The organism is Paenibacillus sp. P4_A7, assembly GCF_056402455.1.
On sequence record NZ_JBFUHJ010000507.1, the window covers coordinates 1 to 3852 of the forward strand.

Annotated in this window: 4 protein-coding genes; 3 read left to right on the forward strand and 1 reads right to left on the reverse strand. The window is 44.2% G+C overall.

What is annotated here, in order from left to right; all coding sequences use genetic code 11:
* The 3 genes from AC1DWN_RS29920 to AC1DWN_RS29930 all read left to right on the forward strand — a co-directional run.
* A partial coding sequence (locus AC1DWN_RS29920) for a TrmB family transcriptional regulator (RefSeq protein WP_477562508.1) occupies positions 1–685 on the forward strand: 685 nt, incomplete at its 5' end.
* A 3-nt stretch (positions 686–688) separates the two neighbouring features.
* Complete coding sequence (locus tag AC1DWN_RS29925; RefSeq protein ID WP_477562509.1) at positions 689–1582, forward strand: sulfite exporter TauE/SafE family protein; 894 nt, start codon at positions 689–691, stop codon at positions 1580–1582.
* 23 nt (positions 1583–1605) lie between these two features.
* The gene (locus AC1DWN_RS29930; protein WP_477562510.1) at positions 1606–2595 is read left to right on the forward strand and encodes an ornithine cyclodeaminase family protein; all 990 of its coding nucleotides are present in this window, start codon (positions 1606–1608) and stop codon (positions 2593–2595) included.
* A 119-nt stretch (positions 2596–2714) separates the two neighbouring features.
* Here the strand turns inward: AC1DWN_RS29930 and AC1DWN_RS29935 are convergent, their stop codons facing one another.
* A complete protein-coding gene (locus AC1DWN_RS29935) occupies positions 2715–3641 on the reverse strand; it encodes a DMT family transporter (RefSeq protein WP_477562511.1) in 927 nt (308 codons plus the stop codon).
* Between the last annotated feature and the right edge of the window lie 211 nt (positions 3642–3852).

Sequence of the window (3852 nt, forward strand, 5' to 3'; positions counted from 1 at the left end):
GTACAACATCTTGGAGATTCTGATCGAAAAGGGATGCATTGTCGTTTCAAAGCAAACCAATCCTGTCAATTACAGTGCCGTTCCTATTGAAGAATTCATTGAGAATATCAAGAGCAGTGTGGACGACAGCCTGACTGAAGTAAAAAATGAACTAAATAGCTATAACCAGACGATGGACCTCGAAAATTTCTGGTATATCCGCGGGTATAAAAATATTTTCAACAAGTGTAGGCTTTTGCTAAGTGAAGCTAAGTCCGAGGTATATGTCCAGGTCTGGAAAGAGGATATTGATCACATTATTGAGGAACTACGTACCGTGGAGGAAAGGCTTGACCGGTCGGTGATTATTCTCTACAGCACAAACCATGATTATCAAGTTCCGCTGGTCAACTACTACAAGCATGGCTTTGAGGAAGAAAAACTTCAGGAAAGCGGCGGCAGATGGATTAATATTGTGGTCGATTCCAAGGAAATCCTGTTCGGGCATATTCAAAATGACAAGAATGCAGAAGTGATATGGACACAAAGTACTCCGATGGTCTTCCTTGCCAAAGAAAATATTAGACATGACGCTTACTGCCTCAGACTGATTGATGCCATGGGCAATGATGCCAAAAGGCAGTTTGGCAACGAGCTGAAAGGAATACGAAGCATTTTTAATCAAAAAAACGAAAAGAAGGTTTAAAAAATGACAACAGCGACGATTATACTGACCCTGGTGGTCCTGGTTAATGTTATTTTTGCCGTAAGGTTCATTGTAGATGTGGTGAAGCACCGGGAGGAAATCAAACAGGAGCCTGGTAACGGCTTTATGCTTGCGATATCCTCAACATTGATTTTCTTCTTCTCTACCTTTGGGGTTTCAGACTTTGCACTTTCATCCATCTTGTACCGGAAAACAAAATGGGTGTCCGATAAAAAACTTCCGGGAACCTTAAATACACAGTGCGTGATCCCAGTAGCAGTCATGGCTCTGGCATTCATAACCGTTATTGATGTGGACATTATGACCCTGGTTGTATGTATAGTAGCCCAGATTATCGGAGCCTATATTGGCCCCCGGTTTGTGGTGAAGCTGTCCCCTTCTATAATTCGCAAGTTCATCGGAATAGGACTTGTGGTTGCAACGCTGCTCATCCTTGCTGGAAAATTCGGCTTGATTCCATCTGGGGGAACCGCTACTGGCCTGTATGGCGGGAAATTAGTGATCGCAGCAATCTGCCTATTTGCTTACGGAGCACTCAACAATATTGGAATAGGATCTTATGCGTTAACCATGGTTACGGTATATGCGCTTGGTTTAAATCCACTGGTTGCCTTCCCGATTATGATGGGAGCTGCTACTTTTTCCGTTCCAATCGGCAGTATGCAGTTTATTAAATATGGTGAGTACAGCAGAAAAATAACACYGTTTGCAGCTATATTCGGAATTATTGGTGTTCTGATTGCCGTCTATATTGTAAAGGGATTAAATGTGTCTGCCCTTCAGTGGGTTGTTGCCGCGATTCTGCTATATAGCGGGGCAAGTATGTTGATTAATGAGTTCAAAAATAAAAACGCCGTTCAACAAGAATCGGCCTAATACTAGAATCGAGGTGCATTAAAATGCTAGTTTTAACTAAAGAAGATATTCAGAAGGTTTTTACAATGAAAGAAGCGATCGACGCAAGTAAACAGGCTCTGCGATTATATACAGAGGGAGAATGTACGGTTCCTTTACGTGTTAATATCGATGTTCCAAAGCAACAGGGGCAAAACCTTTTTATGCCGGCCTATATCAAAGAGATGGATGCTACAGGCATTAAAATAGTGTCTGTGTTCCCGGGTAATATCGAGCTTGGCAAGCCGTCTGTTCCGGCACAAATGATTTTGCTGGACGGAAAAACGGGCGAAGTGTGCGCCATTATGGATGGAACCTTCTTAACACAGCTTAGAACCGGCGCTGTCCAGGGGGCGGCTACAGAAATTTTATCCAGAAAAGATGCCAAGATTGCCGTCTTATTTGGAACAGGTGGGCAAGCAGCGACACAGCTGGAAGCGATGCTTACAGTGCGGGAGCTTGTGGAAGTGCGGGTATTAGATATCAACTATGATCGGGCTAAAGCGTTCGCCGAGTCGATGCAGCAGAAATTTGCCGCATTCAACACAAGGATTGTTGCCGCAAGTAACGGAAATGAGTCCATTCGGGATGCGGACATCATTACAACGGTCACGACATCTACTCGCCCGGTATTTGACGGTAGTCTTGTGAAAAAAGGCGCTCATGTTAACGGAGTTGGCGCTTATACGCCACTAATGCAAGAACTGCCCGAGCAGATTGTACAGCGGGCCGACAAAATTGTTTTTGACACCATCGAAGGCGTCTTGGCGGAAGCGGGTGATCTGCTGATTCCTATAGAAAAAGGCCTTGTATCGAAAGAGGACTTCACCGGCGAACTAGGACAAATTATTCTAGGCCACGTACAGGGAAGAAACAGCGATGAGGAAATCACGTTGTTTAAAACTGTGGGAACAGCTGTGCTTGATGTTGTGACGGCACAGTTGATTTATCAAAAGGCTCTCTCTACAAACGTAGGTCAACATATAGCCATTTAAACAGAAGCTATAACTTACGCGCTCAGCACACACTTGGCTTGTGATTCACAATAAGAGACCCGAATTAGCTGCAGAGAAGCTAATCGGGCCTCTTTATTTTTAGGAATATCACCTATACTTTAACTGGTCGTGCTCGTTTTCTGTCGGTTGACTATCACAATGCCTGATACAACCAAGCCTAGCGCTACAAGCACCATTAGATGCATCACTTCACCTAACATCAACGCTGACAACACCACACCGAAAACCGGCGTCAAGAACAAATACATCGAGACGCTTCCGACCTTATTGTATTTCATGACATTATTCCAAAGCACAAAGCCTATGGCAGACAGTAGCGACAAATACAGCGTCATCAGCACCGTATTCCATGTGAATACAAACGGAAAAGGCCCTGCAAAAGACGCGCCGACAGCAAACAAAGCGATTCCACCAAACAGCATCTGCCAGCCCGTCATGTATAGTACATCCAGCTCCTTCGCTTCATTTTTGGAAAGAACATTACCAAACGCGCCGAAAAACATGCCAAGCAGCAAACAGATTTCCCCAACGCCCATATGAAGGGCCATCTCTCCTTTTGTCATGTTCGCCACAATCACTCCCCCAAAACCTAGCGCCATTCCAGTTATTTTTCTCATATTAAAACGGTCATTCCTATACATAAAATGGGCAAGCAAAATCTGAAAAAACGAAGTCGTCCCCGCGATAATGGAGCCTTGAATACCTGTGATCATACTCATGCCGTAATAAAAAAAGGCATACTGAAGAAATGTTTGGAAAAACCCGATTTTGCAGACCTTCAACAACGTTCCTCGCTGATACCCTGCCTTCCTGCGGATTAATTTCATGAACAAAAGGATGAGAAAAGAAGCAAGGACAAAACGGTAACCTGCAAACAAAAGCTGCTCGGACCAATTTTCTTTACCAATCGCCAGTTCCTCATAGCTGAGTTTAATAAACGGAAAAGCACTCCCCCACAGCAGCGACGCCAATGTTGCAGCGCACATAATGCCCAATGGATGCTTGAAAAATTTCTCTGAAGTCATTTCAACAGACACCTCGATGATTATTAATCTTATGCATGTCTACTTATGGTACGAGAAAACGCCAGAAAAAGATAGACGACCGATCCCCTGTTGAGCTCAGGGAAGCGATCGCCACTATGATATAAGGCCCCAGTTCTATGAACATTTTACTCGCGTACTTGTACCCCAGCAAAGGGCACAACCGCTCTGCGATATTTCATAAGACCTACAC